Source organism: Synergistes jonesii (assembly GCF_000712295.1).
GTDB classification, from domain to species: domain Bacteria; phylum Synergistota; class Synergistia; order Synergistales; family Synergistaceae; genus Synergistes; species Synergistes jonesii.
In genome coordinates, this window is sequence record NZ_JMKI01000021.1 from 14,898 (window position 1) to 33,638 (window position 18,741).

The 18,741-nt window shown below is 59.1% G+C and carries 16 protein-coding genes; 10 read left to right on the plus strand and 6 right to left on the minus strand.

What is annotated here, in order from left to right:
- Positions 1-2: 2 nt before the first annotated feature.
- The 6 genes from EH55_RS04730 to EH55_RS04765 all read right to left on the minus strand — a co-directional run bounded on the left by EH55_RS04730 (position 3) and on the right by EH55_RS04765 (position 7,260).
- Complete coding sequence (locus EH55_RS04730; RefSeq protein ID WP_037975270.1) at positions 3-1,115, minus strand: sensor histidine kinase; 1,113 nt, start codon at positions 1,113-1,115, stop codon at positions 3-5.
- A gap of 85 nt (positions 1,116-1,200) precedes the next feature.
- On the minus strand, positions 1,201-1,956 hold the full coding sequence (locus EH55_RS04735; protein ID WP_037975272.1) for a 4Fe-4S double cluster binding domain-containing protein: 756 nt from the start codon (positions 1,954-1,956) through the stop codon (positions 1,201-1,203).
- Positions 1,957-2,014: 58 nt separating this feature from the next.
- Positions 2,015-3,058 (minus strand): hypothetical protein, encoded by a 1,044-nt coding sequence (locus EH55_RS13390; RefSeq protein WP_051682653.1) that lies wholly within the window; start codon positions 3,056-3,058, stop codon positions 2,015-2,017.
- On the minus strand, positions 3,055-4,557 hold the full coding sequence (locus EH55_RS04750) for a BCCT family transporter (protein ID WP_037975417.1): 1,503 nt from the start codon (positions 4,555-4,557) through the stop codon (positions 3,055-3,057). Before EH55_RS04750 ends, EH55_RS13390 begins: the two co-directional genes overlap by 4 nt.
- Before the next feature lie 78 nt (positions 4,558-4,635).
- On the minus strand, positions 4,636-5,940 hold the full coding sequence (locus tag EH55_RS04760; protein ID WP_081839439.1) for a glycine/betaine/sarcosine/D-proline family reductase selenoprotein B: 1,305 nt from the start codon (positions 5,938-5,940) through the stop codon (positions 4,636-4,638).
- A 12-nt stretch (positions 5,941-5,952) separates the two neighbouring features.
- Positions 5,953-7,260 (minus strand): glycine/sarcosine/betaine reductase component B subunit, encoded by a 1,308-nt coding sequence (locus tag EH55_RS04765; protein ID WP_037975281.1) that lies wholly within the window; start codon positions 7,258-7,260, stop codon positions 5,953-5,955.
- 465 nt (positions 7,261-7,725) lie between these two features.
- Between EH55_RS04765 and pgm the strand changes: the two genes are divergently transcribed.
- The 10 genes from pgm to EH55_RS04815 all read left to right on the plus strand — a co-directional run bounded on the left by pgm (position 7,726) and on the right by EH55_RS04815 (position 18,740).
- Positions 7,726-9,333: a phosphoglucomutase (alpha-D-glucose-1,6-bisphosphate-dependent) gene (gene pgm, locus EH55_RS04770; RefSeq protein ID WP_037975283.1), complete on the plus strand. Its 1,608-nt coding sequence runs from the start codon at positions 7,726-7,728 to the stop codon at positions 9,331-9,333.
- A gap of 98 nt (positions 9,334-9,431) precedes the next feature.
- Entirely contained in the window at positions 9,432-10,613 is a 1,182-nt protein-coding gene (locus EH55_RS04775) for a coenzyme F420-0:L-glutamate ligase (protein ID WP_081839440.1), read from the plus strand.
- Positions 10,606-11,340: an acyl-[acyl-carrier-protein] thioesterase gene (locus EH55_RS04780; RefSeq protein ID WP_037975287.1), complete on the plus strand. Its 735-nt coding sequence runs from the start codon at positions 10,606-10,608 to the stop codon at positions 11,338-11,340. The genes EH55_RS04775 and EH55_RS04780 overlap by 8 nt, the downstream gene beginning before the upstream one ends.
- Before the next feature lie 194 nt (positions 11,341-11,534).
- Entirely contained in the window at positions 11,535-11,783 is a 249-nt protein-coding gene (locus EH55_RS04785) for a (2Fe-2S) ferredoxin domain-containing protein (RefSeq protein WP_037975289.1), read from the plus strand.
- A complete protein-coding gene (locus EH55_RS04790) occupies positions 11,783-13,519 on the plus strand; it encodes a [Fe-Fe] hydrogenase large subunit C-terminal domain-containing protein (protein ID WP_037975291.1) in 1,737 nt (578 codons plus the stop codon). The genes EH55_RS04785 and EH55_RS04790 overlap by 1 nt, the downstream gene beginning before the upstream one ends.
- Complete coding sequence (locus EH55_RS04795; protein ID WP_037975293.1) at positions 13,512-14,687, plus strand: SpoIIE family protein phosphatase; 1,176 nt, start codon at positions 13,512-13,514, stop codon at positions 14,685-14,687. Before EH55_RS04790 ends, EH55_RS04795 begins: the two co-directional genes overlap by 8 nt.
- A gap of 25 nt (positions 14,688-14,712) precedes the next feature.
- Positions 14,713-15,411 (plus strand): AlkZ-related protein, encoded by a 699-nt coding sequence (locus EH55_RS04800; RefSeq protein ID WP_051682654.1) that lies wholly within the window; start codon positions 14,713-14,715, stop codon positions 15,409-15,411.
- Between the two features lie 90 nt (positions 15,412-15,501).
- Positions 15,502-16,095 (plus strand): LacI family DNA-binding transcriptional regulator, encoded by a 594-nt coding sequence (locus tag EH55_RS13395; protein ID WP_051682655.1) that lies wholly within the window; start codon positions 15,502-15,504, stop codon positions 16,093-16,095.
- 6 nt (positions 16,096-16,101) lie between these two features.
- Positions 16,102-17,778, plus strand: a complete 1,677-nt coding sequence (locus tag EH55_RS04810) for an ABC transporter substrate-binding protein (RefSeq protein ID WP_037975295.1) — start codon at positions 16,102-16,104, stop codon at positions 17,776-17,778.
- Entirely contained in the window at positions 17,775-18,740 is a 966-nt protein-coding gene (locus EH55_RS04815) for an ABC transporter permease (RefSeq protein WP_037975297.1), read from the plus strand. The genes EH55_RS04810 and EH55_RS04815 overlap by 4 nt, the downstream gene beginning before the upstream one ends.
- The last annotated feature ends 1 nt before the right edge of the window (position 18,741 follow it).

An 18,741-nucleotide genomic window follows, 5' to 3' on the forward strand; every position in this document is an offset into this window, starting at 1 on the left:
TCTTATATCTCACCGTTTTTTTCGTTTTCTATCTTGAGCGGCGCGAGCAGCGAGACTATCGTACCGTCCTTGTTCGACACTATCCGCATGTCTCCGCCGATATGCAGCAGCCGTTCCCTGATGCTGAAGAGCCCAAGCCCGGACTTGCGTCCGCCCGCTGTATATTTTTTCTTCATCCCGACTCCGTCGTCCTCTATCACGACCTGTATCTTGTTCGGGCCTCTGTTTACGCTGATGTGCACAGCGGATGCCTGCGCGTGCTTGATGACGTTTATCAGAAGCTCGCGCGACATCCTGTAGAGGATTATGCAGACAGCGTCGTCGGCGGAAAAATCTTTTTCGCAGCCGCCGCGCGTCGCGACGTACCATTTTATCCCTCTGGGCGTCAGCAGCTTGTCGGCGAGGGCTTCGAGCGCCGGAGTGATGCCGACCTCAAGAAGTATCGGCGGGCTTAGCTCGAATATCAGCTCGCGGCTTTCGGCGATCATTTTTTCCGTCGATTCGATCGCGCCGGATAAAATTTTATCCGCCTCTTCGCCGCTGCCGAAATTTTTTTCTTTCAGCTTACGCAGGTCGAGCAGCAGCGAGAGCAGCGAATGTCCTATGCTGTCGTGCAGGTCGGTCGCGATCTCGCGTCTCGTCGTCTCTTCGCTTATCGTCAGCTTAGTCGCCAGTTCGCGCAGCATAGAGCGGTAGCCGAGAAGCTTCTTCTGGCTTTCCTCAAGCTCCATCTCGGATTTTTTCAGCTCGGTCCTGTCGAGAAATATCGTCGCGGCCATGTTGTTCGACAGCGGGAAGGCAATCGCCTCAAGATATTTTCCCGTGACGGAGCTCTCGCTTTCGCAGTGCACCGCGCGATTCTCGCCGACGCATTCTTCTATTATCTGATGCCAGCAGGGCTCCGCGTCGGGCCATACCTGCGCGAAGCTTTTACCTATCACCTCCTCGCGCTTCACCTTGTTGACCTTTTCATAAGCGTCGTTGACATCAACGTAGACGAGGGCGGCGGCTCCGCACTCGGCGATATCCGGCAATACCCTGTAGAGCGCTATCGGATTGAACGTCTGCTCGAAGAAGAATTTTTCAAAAAAATTGTTTTCCTTTAACCCGGCCACTCCCGCACTCCCTTTAAATAAAGAAACGCCAAAGGGCGGCAAAGACCTTTAGCAAAGTTTCGCGAAATTTGCGCGCGCGGAAAAATTATCTCCCCCAAGGGCAGGCCGCGAGGCAGAGCCCGCAGCTTCCCAGCCCGTAGACTTTGCCCATGTCATCCCAGAAGTTGAAGCATTTCATCGCGTCGAAGCGCGCCGAAAGCTCCTCGCTCGGGTCAAAGGCCCTTCCGCGCAGCGCCTCAACAGGGCAGGCATTTTTGCACAGCTCGCAACTTCCGCAGAGATTCGGGACCGCTCCGTCGCCCTCCAGGGGCGCGTCCGTCAAAATCGTCCCGAGCCTCATGCGTGGGCCGACCTGTTTGTTGACGATGCTGCAGCTCTTGCCTACCCAGCCGAGCCCGGCCTTCGCCGCCGCGATTCTGTGGCTGTATATCCCTATCACGTCGAGCTTCATCTTCGGGAGCGAAGATGGGTCGCCTGCTTCGGCGACCCTCCAGTGCAGTCTTTCAGCGCCGGGCTGCGGGCGGTAGTCCGACGCAGGAACGGGATAGGAACGGAAGCCCGCGCTTTGGAGCCTGTTGGCCGTCAAGGCCGCGATCCTGTCGATCTCGCGGTTCAACGTGCCGTAGACCGTGATGTAATTGCGCGTGGGGCCGCCTATCTGCTCCTGCACGACCTCTTTTGGGAAAAATATCGCGAAGGAGACGGCGGTGGGGAATTCTGCAAAGTAATCTCCGTAGGTCTTTTTTATATAACCGCTCTCGTTCCTCATGTCGGCGATGCCGCAGAGATCCGCTCCCTGCGCCTTCACGAACGACGTTATTTCTTCCTTCGAGATACTCATGCAAGCGACGCCTCCAGTCAACTCATTATTTCAACGGTACCACTATTTTACTATAAAATCAGACATCGGGCCTCACTATATGCACGCTTCTGTCGCAGAACCAGTCGTAGATCGTATCCTCCGGCTCCTCCTGCCTGCGCAGGCGCTCCATGCTCGTCCCTATTATAAAAAGCGGGACCGCCGGCTCGATTAGGTTTTTCCCGTCGCGCGCAAGACGCTCAGCAACGCTTTCGAGCTCCCTTTCGCTCTCCGCCGCGACGACGAACATCGTCCAGTTCTCCTGCTCGTGCGCGTCGATATCCGCGTAGCCCGGAATATAGACGCGGCGCTGGTCGAGCATGAAGATATGCAGCCTGCCTATCGCGTCGTATATCTCGTCGTAGCGGCCCTCCTTCGCGCGGAAGAAGAAGAGTCTGTCGGCGTCCTTCATGCGGAAGACATCCTCGGGCAGAGGCGCCTCTTTGCGGTAAAGCTCAAAGTCGTAGCGGCTTCTCAGCAGCAGGTTGAAGCGCAGCTCGCCGATCGACGCACCTGCCTCCTTCACCCACTTGATCATGCTTTCCCTGCCGGGCGAAGCGAATTTCCTCGCGGCGACGCCCCATCTCGGAAAGGTGGCGAGTAAAGAGCGGACGAGAGGCGCCTCCCGCCAGATATACTTCACGCGTCCGTCCTCTATCTTCCAGAGCTCTTCCCTCTTCAGCTCCGGCGCGAAGGAAAGGGGTTCGTTCACGGAATACTCCTTTATCCCGAACTGCCCGACGAACGCGCGATCCATCAGTAGGTATAGGCGGTTGTTCCAGAGAGCTTCTTCGGCGTCGAAATCTCCGGTCTGTCTCGCCGGCAGCCCGAGCCTTTCGGAGCATTCGGCGTGCACGCGTACACCCTCGTCCGTGAGCACATAGCCGCGCCCCACTTCGGCGAGCAGCCCTATCTCGCAGAGCTTCTTCAGAGTCGTGAAATCTTCTCCGGCGAGAGCGAAGGTCTCCTCGTCCCAACAAGGGAATTCCTCGTCGAAAAGCAGCAGCGCGCGTTCGATCTTGTCGCCGCACACGGGATTCATATCATCGAGCATCCTTACCAGGGCCTCCTCCGCGCATGTCATCTCTTATCAGCCTCTTTTACCAGCGCCCTCACGAAAGAAACGCAGGCACACACCATAACCACAGAGAACGGAGCCGCCGCAGCGAGCGAGACCGTCTGAAGGTTCTGCAGTCCGCCGCTTAGGAGAAGGACGACCGCAAGCGCCGCCATCAATATCCCCCACACAGCCATCTTGCCCTTCGACGGATTCAGAGCGCCGTGCTCCGAGAGCATCGAGAGGACGAAGGTACCCGAATTCGCCGACGTCACGAAGAAAGTCACGATCAGCACGAGCATCACTACGGACATCGCGTAACCGAGCGGATAATATTTATACATCTCAAATATTCCGACGGAAACGTCCTTGAGGACGCTCGCGGAGATATCGAGCTTTCTGACGAGCTCAAGATGCAGCGCCGACGTTCCGAATATCGAGAACCACGTGAAGCTGCCGAGCGCAGGAACGATTAGGACTCCGGCGACAAATTCCCTTATCGTGCGTCCACGCGAAATTCTCGCGACGAACGAGCCGACGAAAGGAGCCCACGAGATCCACCACGCCCAATAGTAAAGAGTCCAGCCGTCGAGGAATTTCTGATATTCGCCGCCGTACGGCGCGAGCGTGAAGCTCTCGCTCACGAGCCCGCTGATGTAATCGCCTACCCCGGTCATCAGCGAATTTATCATCGCGAGCGACGGCCCTACGATGAAGAGGCCGAGCATGAGCGTGAGGCAGACCCACAGGTTGAAATCCGCGACCTTTTTGATTCCCCTCTCTATGCCGAGCGCCGCCGAGCCGGTGTAGAGGACGGCGAGCGCAGCGATGACAGCTACCTGTATGAAGGCACTTTTCGGAACGGAAAAAATTTCATTCAGCCCGCTGTTGAGCTGAAGCGTGCCGAGACCGAGAGACGTCGTGATTCCGGCCAGTGTTGCGAAGATCGCGAGGATGTCGACCGTTTTACCGAACGCGCCGCCGACCTTTTCCTCGCCGACGAGAGGGATGAAGATAGAGCTTATCAGCCCCGGGGTGTTGTGCCTGAACTGGTAGTAGGAAAGAGGCATCGCGATCACCGCATAGCCGGCCCACGGATGAAGCCCCCAATGGAAGAAAGATATGCGTATCGCGTCGCGCGCCGCCTGGGTAGAACCGGGCGCGGCGCCGAAGGGCAGCGAGCCGAAATGAAAGAGAGGCTCAGCCGCGCCGTAAAAGACAAGGCCGACCCCCATGCCGGCCGAGAAGAGCATCGCAAACCACGACATGTTGCTGTACTCCGGGCGCGAATCCTCCGGGCCGAGACGCGCCGAGCCGAAACGGCTGAACGCTATGCCGATGCAGAAGACGACGAATATGTTCATCGTGAGCATGTAGCCCCAGCCGTAATATTTTGTCAGCCCTCCGTTCAGCATACCCGCGAACGCTCCGAAGGACTGCGGAGAGACGAGCCCCCACAAAACTATCGCTATCGTTATCGCTATCGAAATTATATATACGCCTCCGCCTTCCGGCGATTTATTCATTTTCATGATACCGCTGGCTCCTTTCGCAGTAGAAAAGCCGGAGAACGCCGACTTGCGGCGTGCCCCGGCTCATATCCGTCAGACTCTGTATACCTTCGCCTCTTTGATATCGTCGGCTAAAGCGTCAAGCGCCACGCCCACCCTGTGGTAGCGGAGGGCCCACTCCTCTTCTTTTGAGAGAGTCGGGTCGCCGAGCGGATAAGGCACCGAGACTGTCGGCACTATTTTGTTCGAGCCCACGGTTTTCGCAACGTCTATCAGGTTGCACATCACTACGATCGGAATCCCCGCGCGTTCAATTTCTTTTGCCATCGTTGCACCGCAACGAGTGCATGTTCCTCAGGTCGCGGTGAGTATCACGGCGTCGACCTTCGCCTCTTTCAGCTCGGCCGCGATCTCCCTTCCGAACTTCGCCGCGTAGTTCTGCGTCGTGCCGGTCCCCACCGTTACGTAGTAGTAATCGTAGAGCTTGGCGAACTTGCCCTCCCTCTCGTAGGCGCGCATGGCGTCGAGCGGAATGCCGCGATCCGGCACCGCGCACATCGCTTCGGGGTCGAAGCCGGCGTGTATCGTCTTGAACTCTCCGGCGGGCAGGCAGTCTCTGCCGGCGATGTCGTATTTGCCCCACTTCTGCGCCGACGCGCTCTGAATCCTATCGGGGTTGTCCGAGGGAACGACGCCGCTTGACGATACGAGCGCTATCGTGCACTTCGAAAGGTCCTTGACCGGTGCCGCCGGCGGGATCTTGTCGGTCTTGGGGATGATGAGCTCTGTCTGGAAGGGCTCGCCCCTCAGCTTCTTGAGCAGCATATCGATGACGCGCTCCGCCGCCGTTTCGCCGTTCTTCGCAGGAATCTCGCTGCGGATGCCGCGGGGGAAATATCCCTCTTCGGCGGCCGGCAGGAGCTCTTCGCCCTTGGCTATCTTCTCGGCGAACGCCGCCATCGCCGTAAGGTCGTCCTTCATAAACGTCGCCTTGCGTCCGCCCCTGAAAATATAGCAGGCGCCCCTGTACTCGGCGACGCCGGGGTTCTCCTCGTTCATCGAAGTGACGACGGGAACTTTGTAACGCTCAGAAACGGCTTTGCAGACGATGCCGCAGCCGACGCCGTAGCGCCCGGCCATGAACGCCGGACCGGCGAAGAAGATGTCGAATTTTTTCCCGTCGAGGTATGCGAAAATTTCTTTCAACGCTTCGTCCGTGTGGTTCGTGATGTAGTTGTCGCCGCAAACCACCGTATCGGTGACCTCGATATCCGGCAGCATTTTGTCGAGCATCATCGAGCAGCCGATCGGCTTGTCGTGGAATATCGGCTTCGAGTCGGCCGCGTCCTCGCCGCCCACCTGCCCGAAGAACTGGTTGATGTAATGTATGGCCTTCATTGCTCCCGCCTCCTAAAAATCAGAGCAGCTTCTGCGCGAGTAGCCGCTGATATGGTTCGCGCAGAACATCCCGTTATTTTCCATCACGCAGCTTCCGTCGGGGTTGATGCAGCCCTCCCAGCCGCCGGAGTTTCCGTCGCGCGCGAGGGCCTCGAGCTCGCCGATCACCTTCATCGCCGGCATCTTGTAGAACTGCGAAACGTTGCCGGTCGTGACGAGGGCGTCCGTCGCGGGGTTCATCGAAACGAGGGGCTGAGACGCGCCGTCCCTCCCCGTCGACTCGTCGGAGATACCGACCGTCTTGATGCCGAGACGTTCGAGCTCCACAAGCATCGCAGTGTAGTCGACGTCGGGGTTGCCGTAGCCCTCTTCGGCGACGACGGCAGCCTGGGCCCCGATCGCTACCGCGATCTGTCCGGCTATCTGCACGCAGCGCGCTTTCTCCTCCATCTTCGGGTTAAGGGTCGAAAGAATCACTCCGAGGAAGTTTATCGTCCTGCCGTGCTGTTCGTAAAGCTTTTTGATCATCGGATTCGTCGAGAACTCATAGGTGGAAATCTTCGACGAGCTCGGCATGAAGCTGCCGGAAACGAGGCATCCGTCAAGAAGCTCGTTCGGGTGCATCAGCGTCGGCAGCATCCTGTTGCCGTCCCAGCCATAGACGAGCGTATTGTAGCCGAGGGCTTCCATCTGCGTCTGAGGCTGGAGCACGTAAACTACTCCGGGAAGCGCTTTCGTCTTTTCGTCGCGCGCCGCGAGAGGCGGGAGTTCGTAAACGTCCGTCTCCTCTGGCTCCATATCGCGCACGCACTGCGCTATATGCTCAGCGAGGCGCAGGGCTCCCCACCTTATCGCGTGGTTCTTCTTCTGCTGTTCATGCCGTTCCTCTGCCTCCGATGTGTCGGCGACGAGCACGAGGTTCGGCATATCGCCCCATATCGTGTAATGCTGATACTCTCCGCCCATATCGAGCAGACCGTCCTGGAAGCCGCCCCAGTGCTTCCCCACCGCAAGCAGCGAGACGCCGTCAAGAACGTTGGTCCTGCCCATTCCCGCCTGTCCGAGCGGGCTCGTGACGCCGGGGTAAGCTCCTTCTCCCCCCTCGACCTTGCAGCGGAATTCGACCGAGTCCTTGATCGGGCAGAGCCTCACCATATCGCCGGGATGAACGATCTCAAGCTCCGCGTCGGTGATATACTTATCTTCGCGCACGACCTTCAGAGCGTCCTCTCTGTCTACCGTGAGGATCCCGTCCGCGTAGGAGGTTTCGCCTCCGAAGACTATATCCTTCACCTTGAATTTGCCTATTTCAAGCCTCATGTTTATCCTCCTTTGTTATATTTTTTTGCCGCTACTCCAACGTACGATAAGTAATTCATCCCTTCAAAGTCAATTACGAAAAACATTAAAAACCGTGCCACGCTGCGCGTTACAGGGGGTTAACGCTATCTCGGCAAAAATATCCGAGCTTCCCGGAAATGGCGGCGCAGGGCGCCGGACGGCGGCATGACGGTCCGGTAACAGAAAATGCTACGCCGATATATTTTTTTACTATAGCGGCAGCGACGCGTGCGGAAGAACGAAGGAATCGGAAACTGCTCCGGGCTCGGCGCGGATCTCACGACGAGCTTCCACGACAGCGCGTTCGATTTCGGCAAATGGGGGTTTTGCGTGCGGCGCTGAGCGCTCTGTATTGCCGCTGGAAACAGGCCGGACGTCCGCCTATGTTATAATAACGGCGGCTATGCGGATTGTTATCGTTATCATTCAGGAGGGGGATTTCAAATGTCAGAAAGGCCTGATATAAATATACCGAGGCTCGTCGCGGCTTATTACAGCGAAGGACCCGACGCCGGCGACAAGGGGCAGCGCGTTTCGTTCGGGACGTCGGGGCACCGCGGCTCGTCGCTGAAGGGCAGCTTCAACGACGCCCACATCGCGGCGATCTCCCAGGCGATATGCGAATACCGCGCATCGGAAAATATAACCGGACCGCTTTACATGGGCATGGACACTCACGCGCTGTCGGAAGCGGCGCTGCGCACCGCGGCCGAGGTCTTCGCCGCGAACGGCGTCGAGCTGCGCATGCAGCGTGGCTTCACCTATACGCCGACGCCCGTCGTCTCCCACGCGATACTCGAGTGGAACAACGGAAAGGGCGGTGCTGCGGCCGACGGCGTCGTCATCACTCCGTCGCACAACCCGCCGCAGGACGGCGGCTTCAAATACAACCCTCCGAGCGGAGGCCCGGCCGGGACTGAGATAACAAAAATCATCGAGACGCGCGCGAACGAGATAATCGAAAGCAAGCTCGCCGGCGTCAAGCGTCTCCCCTTCAAAAAAGCCGTCGCAAAGGAAAACGTCAAGTTCGTCGACTTCGTCGAGCAATATACTTCGGGGCTCGCGGAGGTTATCGACGTCGAGGCGATAGCGCAGTCCGGCCTCAGGATAGGCGCCGATCCGCTCGGCGGCTCGGGGATCTATTTTTGGGAGCCGATAGCCGAGAAGTACGGGCTGAACATCGAGGTCGTCAACAAGAGAGTCGATCCGACCTTCTCCTTCATGCCTCTCGACCACGACGGCAAGGTGCGCATGGACTGCTCTTCGCCGTGGGCGATGACGAAGCTCGTCGCACTGAAGGACAGATACGACATAGCTTTCGGCAACGACCCGGACTACGACCGCCACGGCATCGTCACGGCGGAGGGGCTGATGCAGCCGAACGCTTACCTCGCGGTATCGATAAACTATCTCTTCACGCACCGCGGCGGCTGGAGTAAGAGCGCGGCGGTCGGCAAGACGCTCGTCTCGAGCTCGATGATCGACCGAGTCGCGGCCTCGCTCGGCCGCAGGCTCTGCGAAGTGCCTGTGGGATTCAAATGGTTCGTCGACGGTCTGCTCTCGGGCGAGCTCGGCTTCGGAGGAGAGGAGAGCGCCGGCGCGTCTTTCCTGCGCAAAGACGGGCGCCCGTGGAGCACCGACAAGGACGGCTTCATAATGAGCCTGCTCGCCGCCGAGATAACGGCGGTGACGGGCAAATCGCCGTCGGAGCACTACAAAGAGCTGACGAAAAAATTCGGCGTCCCCTATTACTCGCGCAAAGACGCTCCGGCCTCGCGCGAAGAAAAAGAAAAGCTCAAAAAACTCTCTCCGGCCGACGTCTCGGCCGAGAAGCTCGCCGGCGAAAAGATAACGGCGAAGCTCACGTCGGCGCCCGGCAACGGAGCCGCGATCGGCGGGCTGAAGATCGCGTCGGAAAATGGCTGGTTCGCCGCGCGTCCGTCGGGCACCGAGGACATTTATAAAATTTACGCGGAGAGCTTCGTCGGCGAGGAGCACCTCGCCGCGATAAACGAAGAGGCGGCGCGCATCGTCGCCAAAGCGATAGCATAAACGACGGGCGCACGCTACCGCTTGAATTTGCGCGGGAGCGCGCGTTGGATGTACAATAGACCGTTGTAAATATGCTTCTGCAAAGGGAGTTTTGCTTAATGCGCTACGTCGGAACAGCTTCAAAAGGGATACGCCTCCCCGTCGTCACCAGAGGGGCTGACGTCATAAGAATAATTTCGGAGAGCATAATCAACGCCTCCGAATCCGAGAGAGACGGCTTCACGATCAGGGACCGCGACATCGTGGGCGTCACCGAATCCCTCGTGGCTCGCTCGCAGGGCAATTACGTGACTCTCACGGACATTTCCGACGACGTAGCGGAGAAATTTCCCTCGGGGGACGTGGCGGTGATCGCGCCGATACTTTCGCGCAACCGCTTCCATCAGCTGCTGCGCGGAATGGCGAAGGGCATAAAGGGGCGCGTTCATATAATGCTGACGTATCCCTCCGACGAAGTGGGCAACCAGTTGATCGAGCCGATGAACTACTATCTCAATTCCTCGAAGCTCTCCGGCGAATGTTTCGACGAAAAAGAATTCTACGAAATCTTCGGCGAATACAAACATCCCTTTACCGGCGTCGATTACATCCAACTCTACAAGAGCACGGACCCGCAGCGCATCTCGGTGCATTTTTCCAACAATCCGCTTTCGGCGCTCAAATTCACGAAGCAGGCGCTCGTCGCCAGCATCCACGCGCGCAGGATACACCGCGACATACTTGAAAGGGGCGGGGCCGAAAAGGTCGTGACTATGGATCAGATATGCAGCTCGCCGGCAAGAGAGGGCGCGGGCTTCAACCCCGATTACGGGCTCCTCGGCTCAAACTACACGAACGACGAGTCGGTCAAATTATTCCCGCGCGGCTGCGGCGAATTCGTCAAAAAGCTTCAGCGCGAGCTGCTCTCTCGCACCGGCAAAAAACTCGAGGTGCTCGTATACGGCGACGGCGCCTTCAAGGACCCGGCCTGCGGCATATGGGAGCTCGCCGACCCGGTCGTCTCGCCGGGCTACACCGACGGGCTGAACGGTATGCCGAAGGAAATCAAATTCAAATACGTCGCGGACAACGCCGGCGAGATAGACGCCGCGAAGGCCGTCGAAGAAGCGATACGCGCGAAGGACAGCCTCGGAAGGTTTGAACATTCGACGCTCGGCACGACGCCGCGCCGCCTGACGGATCTCATCGGCTCTCTATGCGACCTCACCTCCGGCTCCGGCGACAAGGGAACGCCCGTGGTATACATCCAGGGCTATTTCGACAACTACCTCGATGACTGAGCTCGAAAATTCGATTCCCTTCAGCGGCATCGACCCGCGCGGGCGCGTCAAGTTCTCCGTGCTCCTTGAGATGTTTCAGGAGATGGCGGACGTCGACGCGTCAAAATTCGGGCTTTCCGTCTCCCAGACGATGGAGCGGGGCATCTCCTGGGTGCTGCGCAAATACCGCGTCGAGCTCGAAAAATACCCTACTAAGGAAAGCGGAGCCCTAACGATAAAGACTTACGCCGAGCCTTACAGAAATCTTTTTTCGCTGAGGAGCTTCAAGCTCCGCGACGCGCACGGCGCCTTCGTCGGCTCCGCTTATACGTGGTGGGTGCTCGTCGATTTCGCGAAGATGCGCCCGCTCCGCCTCGACAGATGCGAGCTGATGAAGCCCTTCATGACGCCTCTCACCGACGAGCTGCCGGAGGACGTGAAAATCCCGGCCGTCGAAGCGCCGTCGATAGAAGAGCTCTGGAAGGTGCGCTGGAACGACCTCGACGTCAACGATCACACGAACCACACGGTATATTTCAGCTGGGCGCTCGACAGCGTGCCCGACGAGGTGCCGGAGAAAATGTCGCCGCTCTTCGTCGAAGGAGAATTCCTTCATCCCATCCCGCGCACGAGAGTGCGCTGTCTGACTCAGGAGCTCCCGGCAGGCGGGGGTAGATCGTTCCTTCATTCGCTGCGGCACGGCGGGGACGACACCGAATACGCAAGGATATTCTCGCGCTGGAAATAAGCGTAACGAAGCTGAGAACGCTGATGAATTAAGACTTCGTCGGCGTTCTTAATAATGGTAGATAATAATAAAAATAGCGCCGATCCATGAATAAATTTGAAAAGACAACGGAAAATAAAATTTACAAGCGTATCGGCGACACAAAACCTTAGCGTACAGCGAACTAAGCGAATAACTGGCGGGAGGGCGGAAGATTGACCAAAATCGTGATCTGTGTGGGAAGTTCATGCCACCTCAAGGGCGCTCGCCGCGTCGTCGAGGGGCTTGTGAAAATCGTCGAAGCGCGCGGCCTCAAGGGTGAGATAGAGCTCTCGGGCTCCTTCTGTATGGGGCGCTGCTCCGAGAAGGGCGTGTCCGCGTCGGTGGACGGCAAAATCTGCTTCATCGATCCCGACCGTCTGGAAGAATTTATCGACGGCGTCTTCGGCGGGGGCGGACGATAATGAAATACATACATGTGGCGCAGGCCAACTGCAAAAATTGCTATAAGTGCCTGAAGGTCTGTCCCGTCAAGTCGATAAGGTACAAAGACAATCACGTCGAAGTGCTGGATGAAGAATGCATACTCTGCGGCCGCTGCATCCGCAATTGCCCGCAGCACGCGAAGTCGCTCACTAACGACATCAGCGCGATCAGGGGCGCGCTGCGCGCCGGCGGGCGGGCGCGCGTCGCGGCGCTTGCGCCCTCTTATATCGCGTCGTTCGGCGCGGATAATCGTTTCAAGCTCGCAGGAGCGCTGCGGCGGCTCGGCTTCGACGCCGTCGAAGAGACGGCCGTCGGCGCGCACGCCGTTACGCGCGAGTACGCGCGCATCCTTGAAAGCGGCAAGATGGACAACATGATAACGACCTGCTGCTCTTCGCTCGTCTTTCTCGTGCAGAAATATTTCCCGCGGCTGACGCCCCAGCTCGCCCCTGTGCTCTCGCCGATGGAAGCCCACGGCGCGTGGCTGCGGAAGAAGTACGGCGCGGACGCGCTCATAGTCTTCTTCGCCCCCTGCATCTCGAAGATAGAGGAGGCGCGCACTTCACCGGCGCACAATATCAGCGGCGTCGTGACATTCAAACAGCTGTCTGAATGGTTAGAAGAGGAAGACATCTCCATCTCCTCAGCTCCGGAGGGCTTTTTCGGCAGCGACCCAAGCGCATCGGCGATATATCCTGTCTTCGAGGGCATCACCGAGGACGTGCGCGCAAATCTGCCGCCGGATTCCCCGGTCTTCGACCGTTATTCATTCCTCAGCCTACAGGGCGCTAAGGATGTCGTCGAAATGCTGGAAGAGATGCAGGCCGGGCGGCTGCACGACTGCTTCATCGAAGCCGGGATCTGTTACGGCAGCTGCGTCAACGGCCCCGAGAAGCCGGACAGCGGCTATATGCCGATCAGCACCGCCCTCGAGCTGAGGCGCTATCTGAAAAAGGAAGAGAAGAACGCGCGCGAGATGGACCTTTCTTCAGTGGAGCTGGCGCGCGTCATAGAGCCGACCCCGGTGCGGATGGAAATTCCGGATGAAAAGACGATACGCTCGATACTCGCCCAGATAGGCAAGACCGATCCCTCGCACGAGCTCAACTGCGGCAGCTGCGGCTACCGCACTTGCCGCGAGAAGGCGATCGCCGTCTACCAGAAGAAGGCTGAGCTCTACATGTGCATGCCTTATATGAGCCAAATATCCGAGACGCTCGCAAATGTGACGCTATCAGTCAGCCCAGATTACATCATCGCCGTCGACGACGCCTTGCTCGTCAGGGAATGCAACCTCGCCGCGCAGCACCTCTTCCGATTGACGCGCGACAAAATCGTCGGACGCCGCATCGACGACTTCCTCGACCCGTACGATTTCGCGATCTCGATCGGAGAACGGAAGGATATACCGCTGCACAAGGTGCGCTATAAAAAGCGCGGCATCACGGTCAATCAGACGGTCGTCTACATAAAGGAGCAGGGGCTGGCCATCGCCTTCCTGCACGACATTACGAAAGAAGAGGAAGAGGCCGAGGAGCTCGGCAGATTAAAGCTGGATACGATGGAGATGGCGCAGAACGTCATAGACAAACAGATGACCGTCGCTCAGGAAATAGCGAGCCTGCTCGGCGAGACGACCGCAGAGACGAAGGTAACTCTGACGAAATTGAAGAACCTCATCATCTACGACGGGAAGAACGAAGGCAATGGATAGTCTCTGCATAGACGCCTGCTACAGCAGCCTCAACAAGAAAGACGAAGAACTCTGCGGCGACCGCGTCCTGATTACCAGCTCCGCCGGCGGCACGCTGCTGGTGCTCTCCGACGGACTCGGCAGCGGCGTTAAAGCCAACATCCTTTCGACTCTGACCTCGAAGATCATCTCCACGATGATAAACCGCGGCGCGACGATAGAGGACACTGTTGATACTATTGCGCACACGCTGCCGGTATGCAAAGAGCGCGGCATCGCCTACTCCACCTTTATGATACTGCAGATCGAAAAGGACGGCCGCGGCTATCTGGCGGAGTACGACAACCCCCCCTGCATGCTCATACGCGGAGGCGTCCACGTGCCTTTCGCATACAAAGAAAAGACCATCGGCGGCAAGCTTGTGCGTGAATCCCGCTTCACGGCGCAGCGCGGCGATTATTTCGTCATTGTCAGCGACGGCGTGACGCAGGCCGGCATGGGCGAAACGCTCTCCTTCGGCTGGGGTGAAAAGGAAGTGGCGGACTTTCTCTGCGCCCCCTGCTCTCAGAAGCTTTCCGCGCCGCGCGTCATCGGCAGCGTGCTGGAAGTCGCAAGGGAGCTCTACCTCGGCAGGCCGGGCGATGACACGACGGTCTCGATAGCCCACATCCTGCCGGAGCAACAGGTCTGCCTCTTCTCCGGGCCGCCGCGCCATCCCGCGGACGACGCGCGCCTCGTCCGCGAGTACATGGAGACGGGCGGGATGCACATCGTAAGCGGCGGCACCAGCTCGGAGATCCTGGCGCGCGAGCTCGGCAGGAAGCTTGAAGTCAGCATAGACTACGCGGACAGCGACATTCCGCCGACGGCCGCCATCGCGGGCATCGATCTCGTCACGGAAGGGGTCATGACGCTGAAGCGCGCCATCGAGATCATCGAAACGTACACGAGGTTTCCCGCCGCCGCGGAGACCACCGCGGCGCTCGACAGGCCCGACGGCGCCGCGAAGCTCGCGAAGATACTTATCGAACGCTGCACTCATCTGAAGCTCTTCATAGGCAAGAGCGTGAACCCGGCGCATCAAAACCCAGACTTCCCCACCGAGCTGCGCGTCAAGTCGCGTCTCATGGACGACCTCGGCAACGCCATGGCGCGCCTCGGACGCGCCGTAGACAAAAAATATTATTAGCGTCCAAAAGAGGGAAACGTCCGCTTTGCGCGTAAAGAACATCGGAGAGATCGGAAATGTCGTCACGAGCCCCGAACGTCTCGCGGAACTCGTCGAGGCGGCCGGATTTCTGCCGCTGCTGCGCAGCGGTATACCCGGCTTTTCCGTCGAGGAGCATACGCCGCCCCGCCTCTGGTTCACTGACGGCCTCCCCGGCCCGTGGGAATGGAAGGGCCCCGTCATCAGACAGATCCGCTGCGCCTACGGCAGGTTGTTCGGCGGCGGCAGGGCTGGATTCGTCAGCGGAGAGTGGTATCCAGAGCTTGCGAACTACCGCCGCAGCGGCTATGATTTCGACGCGCGCTACGAAGAGGGACTCGCGAAGCGCCGCGACAGGGAGATTTTTGAACTTCTCGAAGGACGCGGCAGCCTGCTTTCGAAGGAGCTGAAGCGCCTGGGGAATTTCCGTAAGGGCGGCAACAGGGGCTTTGAGACGGCAATGACGTGCATGCAGATGCAGTGCTACGTCACGATAATCGATTTCGAATACCAGCTCGACAATTCCGGGACCCCCTACGGCTGGGGGGTGGCGCGCTTCGCGCTGCCGGAAAAGTATTTCGGAGGCTCTTTCAGGGAGCGCGTCTACAGCCGCAGGCCGGAGCAGTCGAAGGAGAAAATCCTTGCACATCTGCGCGGACTGCTGCCGGACGCGGAGGAGGGGGAAATCATCAAAGCCGCGGGGTAGGGATAAAACTCCGTCGGCGCCGCAACAATTTACATCCCCGCCGAGCTTTGCTATAATTTCATTCAATCGGTTGCATAAGAGGTGTTCGCTATGAAGGTTACGATGCAGGACGTTGCAAATCACGCCGGAGTCGACAAGGCTACGGTCAGCCGGGTCCTGCGCGGCGATCACCGCATTTCGGAGAAAACGAAGATCAAAGTGATGGAGAGCATCCGGGCTCTCGATTATAAAATCGATCGAAACGCCAGGAGCCTCTCGACAAATTCGAGCGGGCTCGTCGGCGTCGTTGTGCATGCGCTCGGCGTGCCGTGGCTGGGCGCTTTCCTCGCCGGCATCGACCGCGCCTTTTCAAATTCCGAATATGAGATACTGCTGAAGGCCACGGAGGCAAACGAGACGCGCGCACGCCGGATCGTCGGAGCGCTCGGAGAACGGCACGTCGAAGGGCTCATATGGTGCGACGCGGAAAATCCGCCGCGCGCCGCCGGCATCCCCATCCTGTGCGTCGGCTTCGCCAAGGAGGGCGAATATTCCGTCACCGCGGAGGGCGGAGGTGACCCGACCTTCGAAACGGGCGCGATGGTCGGGCGCATGATGCTGAAGATTTTAGCCGGCAGGCCCCTGCCGGGACGCGATATAAGGATCGTCTCGCCGGAGACGGGCGACAGAGAAAGTCTGGCCTAACGCTCTATGTCGATCTCTCAGAAATTTTTCTGCGCGCTTCTGCTGCTCGCCCTTTCGATCTCGCCGGCCGCCGCCCTCACGGATAAAAAGATCGACATATCGAAGCTTCGGGGCCCTAAAATATCCGAGCTCTCGATGCTGATCATCTCGAACCCCGACGCGCAGATAATGGCCGCGGAGGCCGGAGAGCTCGACATAATCGGCGACATAGCGCGGCCGTCGGATATCGACAGGCTCGCGAAGAACAAGAATCTGCAGATGTCCATAGCACGCGGCTTTCACGCTTTCTTCCTGCTGCTGAACAATAAAAAAAGTCCGTGGGACGACGCGGCTCTGCGCCGCGCGGCCGCGATGTCCATCGACAGGAGCGGCATCGTGAGGATGATTTTCAGCGGCTACTGCGAGCCGATAAATTCATGGCTCCCGCCGGTATCGCCATGGGCGCCGGCAGGCGGCGCCCAAGACATTTACAACCCGCAGGCTGCGCGCGCGCTGCTCAAAAAGAGGGGCTATTCGTGGAACATGGCGGGAAGGCTCGTCGCGCCGGACGGCAAGGAGATGCCGGCGATGAAGCTGCTGACTCCTCTCGCGCGCGTCTCGCCGACGACGGCGGAGCTTGCGCAGACGATAGCGGATTCGCTTTCCTCGGCGGGCTTCCCCGTCGAAACGGAACCGATGGACTTTTCGACGATGATCAACCGCCTCGACCGCAAGGATTATTCAATGGCGGTGCTCGCGTGGAGCATGGGAAGGAATCCCGACTCGCTTTATTCGTTCTACCACAGCTCGATGGACTTCGACGGCGGCTATAACATGACCGGCACGTGCGACGCGCGCCTCGACAGGTCGCTGGAGGCGCTGCGCGGCGCGCCGGACGAAGCGTCGGCGCGGAAGGCAGCGCGCGAAGCCCAGCGCGCGCTGCTTGAACTTATGCCCTCCATTCCTATTTACAGCCGCTTCTCCGTAACCGCCGTCTCGAAAAAGTGGAAAAATATTTTTACGACGGAGAGCAGCACGGCCGACAATATGTGGACTCTGCTCGCGGCCGAGCCCCGCGGCGGCGTAGGGCGCCCTCTGACGATGCTGCTTCCCGAGGAGCCGCGCAACCTGAATCCCTTCACCGCTTCGTCGGCCTATTCGTGGCAGGCGCTCGGCGTGATTTACGAATCTCTGCTGACGACTGATCCCTATACCTTAGAAAATATGGACGCGATAGCCTCGTCGTGGAAGGTCGCGGTGGCGGGAAGCGGGCGCGCGCGCCACACGGAGCTCACCTTCAAAATAAAGCGCGGACTGCGCTGGAACGACGGCTCGCCGCTGACCGCGCGCGATATAAAGGCGACCGTTGATTTTCTGCGCAGAAATAAGATTCCGCGCTTCTTCGACGCGGTGAAAAACATAAAAAGGATCGAGACGCCGGACGATCATACGCTGCGCGTCGTGATGGAGGACGTCAGCTACTGGTATCTCGACAACGTAGCCGGGCTTCCGGCGATGCCCGCAAAGGTCGTAAACGCCGTGCGCGACTGGCAGAACTGGGACCCTCTCGCCGGCGGGGGCGAAGCTGGTCCCGCCGGACTCATCGGAAGCGGCCCCTTCATGCTTAAGGGCTACAGAGCCGGAGAGTATCTGCTGTTTGAGAGAAATCCGCATTACAGGCTGCTGGAGGGCGCGGTGAAATGAACGCCGGATGGTTCGCAAAGCGCCTTCTTTCGTCGCTCTTCGTGCTCGCGGCGGTGATAGCGCTGAACTTCATACTATTCCGCATGATGCCGGGCGACGCGGTGAGCACTATAATCGACCCCTCCTTCTCGCCGGAGGCGAAGGAGAATCTCCGCGCGATCTACGGCCTCGACAGGCCGCTGGCGGAGCAGTTCATGATCTACGTCAAGCGGATGCTGACGTTCAGCTTCGGGCTCTCCTTCATCAGCAGAAAGCCCGTCTGGGAAGAGTTGCTGTCGCGGCTGCCGGCGACGCTCGCGCTGACGTCGGCCTCGATGGCCCTTTCGGCGGCTTTCGGCATCTGGCTCGGCATAAAGGCGGCGCTCTGCCGCGGACGCCTCGCCGAAAAGATAGTCCTTGGCGCGAGCGCCGTGACGGCCTCCTTTCCGGGCTTTTTCGTCCAGCTCGTGCTGCTGATGCTCTTCGCGCGAGCGCTGCCGATTTTCCCGCTGCGCGGCACGCTCTCGGCGCCGCCTCCCTCCGGGACGATGAATCTATTTTTTGATTACGTCCGGCATATGGCGCTGCCGGTGATATCCCTTTCGCTGATAGGCTTCGGAGGCTGGGCGCTCTACGTGCGCAACCTGATGGTGCGCGCGCTCGGCGAGGATTTCGCGCTGATGGCGCGTGCCCGCGGCCTGCCGCGAGGGCGGGTCGTCTGGCACGCCTTCCGCACCATACTGCCGCCGATAATAACTATTTTCCTGATGTCCGTCCCCGGGCTCGTCTCCGGCGCGGTGATCACGGAATCCGTCTTCTCTCTGCACGGCGTCGGCACGTTCCTGCTCGAAGCCGTCTCCGGGCACGACTACCCCGCCGCCGGCGCCGCCTTCTATCTTCTCGCGCTGATCACGGTATCCTGCAATTTAGCGGCCGACGTCAGCTACGGCTTCGCGGACCCGCGCGTAAGATATCGAAGGTAAA